2 protein-coding genes are annotated in these 2,924 nt (G+C 54.9%); both read right to left on the bottom strand.

Annotated elements, in window-relative coordinates:
* Positions 1-125: 125 nt before the first annotated feature.
* Positions 126-998: a hypothetical protein gene (locus F1735_RS32895; protein ID WP_167241127.1), complete on the bottom strand. Its 873-nt coding sequence runs from the start codon at positions 996-998 to the stop codon at positions 126-128.
* 231 nt (positions 999-1,229) lie between these two features.
* Positions 1,230-2,036 carry a metallophosphoesterase family protein gene (locus F1735_RS32890; RefSeq protein ID WP_167241125.1) on the bottom strand — a complete coding sequence of 269 codons (807 nt, stop codon included), beginning with the start codon at positions 2,034-2,036 and terminating at the stop codon, positions 1,230-1,232.
* Between the last annotated feature and the right edge of the window lie 888 nt (positions 2,037-2,924).

Genomic DNA, 2,924 nt, shown 5'->3' with positions numbered 1-2,924 from the left:
TCAGGTACGGCATCCCCACGCCTTAAAAATGAGATTAGCCATGATTCCGCCGCCGTAACCGATCAGATTTCCTCCGATATCACGAAAAAGCGATGAAAAATCGTGCTCTCCTGATGTCGGCCAGTTCAGAAAAATCGTTTTGCAATTGGCTCATAAGCGACCGATTTAACGAACATATTATAGATAGGTAATGCTGCCCTTGGAATCATCGCATCTGCTCCATACTTGATGCCCAGTTCACCCAGGCTTGCATAGGTACCTTGGTTTTTTGAAACTATAGTCCGGTCCATGAATCGCAACCGCCCGAAGGTGTCATAAAACGCGTAGATCAAATGGCCGCCAATGTCCTTGCCAGCACGCATCAACCTTACTGAAATAAGGACTACACTTCCATCTCGCTTCAGCAAACCCTTCGCCAAAATTTCCTCAAGATTGCGAACTGATACCAAGTTTCCTATCCTCGCCCCCAGATTTTGCAGATTGTGCGCCATCGTTTCCAGAGCGACACCGCCAAGCCGATCAATCGAGATACCCACAGCGGCCGCTAAGTCGGCAACATGTGCATAGAGTTTTCCGTTGGCATGATGCCCGGTTTGTGCCAATGCCTTGGTCGTACCCACCCAAGAGCAAATTCCTGCTCTTGGCGCAATGTCTTGGATGAGCTTCGCTCTGTTTAGCAGAACAGCAGAATTCCTCATTTGGGCGGCTTTTCCGAACGGAAAGATAGCGATGAGCCTCATCCCATCGGCAAAAAAGCCAGACACTCCACCCTTTTTAACGCCATCGCCCAAGCGCAAAATGTCCGACATTGATGCACCAAATTTCATGAATGAGTGCGTTGTGGCGGCTGCAATCATTACACCGTGATTGTAATGTGAGTCTTCGACCAACTGATCCAATACTGAATCGGCGCTTTTTCCTTGTTCATCAATCCAATCTGCAACACTCGTGAAAACCCACATTTTGTATCCAAAAGTTAATTTTATTGCAATAATCATACTTCATTTTGCAGGTATGGGAATCCCAAATTTAGCATTCCGTGCGATTAAAGTTGCTGGTAGCGTTGGCTTCACTCATTTGCGAATCGCTATATCATCAGTGGCGTCGAAAAGCGCTTTGTCAGGTACGGGAACACGTTTTCGCGGTAGATGTTTTTTGACCGAGCGCGCATCTGGTCGAGTATGCCCGAGGCGGTCAGGCGTTCGTACTCGACGCTGCCATGCGCTGCCTTATGCCTGGGAAGCGCCGATGCCTTCGTCCAGCTCGACGATGAAGCCGGGATCGAAGCGGGCATTCTCGGTGCCGCCGGTGCGCGTCTTGTAGCCGCACGGGTTCGACACCACCCGGCATTTGCCGATCCGGTAGTCGACCGGATCGTGCATGTGGCCGTGTACCCAGAGGTCGGCCTGCCTGGCCAGCTCGTCCAGCCGCGAGGCATACGCGGCCGAAAAGCGCGACGTCGCGTACTCCTCCGGCACCGAGCGCATCGACGGCGCCATGTGGGTGATGACCACGGTCGGCCCGGCAAACGGCGCGGCCAGCCGGGTGCGCAGCCAGGATAGCTCGAGGGCGTGGAACATGGCGGTGTCGGCCGCGCGCAGCTTGCGGTAGTTGTGCCCGGCCAGGCGTATGCGCTTGTAGTCGTTCATGACCGCCTCGGCTTCGCGCATGGCCGCCTGGCGGTCGTCGTCCCCGAACAGGCGGAAATCGGTCCACAGGGTGGCTCCCAGGAAGCGGACATTGCCAATGATTTTTTCGTCGCAGGACAGGAAGTGGACGTTGCCGGACTCGGCGCTGGCCGCTTTCAACTCGGCTTGCACGGTGTCGAGATTGTGGCCGTAGCCTTCGTGGTTGCCATGTACGTACAGCACCGGCAAGCCGGCGAAGTTGTGCGCGGCCCAATGTACGGCCCTGGCGCCGGTATCGATATCGCCGGCCAGGATGACCACATCGGGCCGGGACAGCGCCGGATCGATGCGTGGCGCTTCGGCCCGCCAGAGTTCGTGATGCAGGTCGGAAAGGATGAGCAGGCGCATGGGGGACGGCGGGGACGATGAGGTCAATCTTTCATACTAGCCTATCGGCGGCCCGGCAGGGACCCGGCGTGGCCCGGCAGCGGACCTGCGCGCAACGCCGCGCTGGCGCGGGAAACGCTGCCGCCGGCGCCCGGCCGCACGCGTTTTTCGGCAAACTGGCGCTCTTGGAAAAGGCCATTGAACACGCGCGCGCGGCGTTCGATTATCTGCGCACCAAGCCGCCGCGACGCATAATCGGTACGCTTTACAGGCGCCGGAAATGGGGCCGGTGACTGCCGCGCAGCGCCGTATTGTTACCCGAAACGCACGTCCGTATTTACTTCCGGTCTAATCGGCGCAAATTAAGTGAATCTTAACGAACGCGCCTTTTAGCGAAATCGTGGCCGGCCGGGGCCCCCCGCGAAAAATCGCCCGGCGTCAAACAATGTGTATAAATACCCTCAAAAAGACGGTAACTGCACGCAAATATCATCAAATATGCATGATTGCCCGGCTCCAAGACTGCATGAGCGGCGCGAAAACCCGCAGGGTTGCGGCATCAATTGTTGTTTTCTAGATATATGTACAAGATCAATAATTGACAGGAAAGAGTTCGTAATGGTTATATATGCAATCGAAGATTTGAATTTCCGGCAAATCTCGCGAACACGTCCGAGAGACGATTATAAATATAACTAATCGGTGGCCGTTTCGCCTCACGAGAGCGAAACGCGTTCATACACTTACAAAATGAGGAGCTTTGCAATGATGGTGGAGACAAGAGAGCCTCTTGCAAAACTAGCGGAACGGATGAAAATTGCTTGGCAGCGCAAGCGAAAAGGTGGGAGTGGGCGCCCATTTCTGGCATGATTTAGTTTCTGAAGCTTAATCAAAACGCCCACACCATGA

The organism is Massilia genomosp. 1, assembly GCF_011682185.1.
Taxonomy (GTDB): Bacteria; Pseudomonadota; Gammaproteobacteria; order Burkholderiales; family Burkholderiaceae_D; genus Telluria_A; species Telluria_A rubra.
The sequence above is the reverse complement of the archived record's forward strand: the minus strand, read 5'-3'. Positions and strand labels throughout refer to the sequence as shown.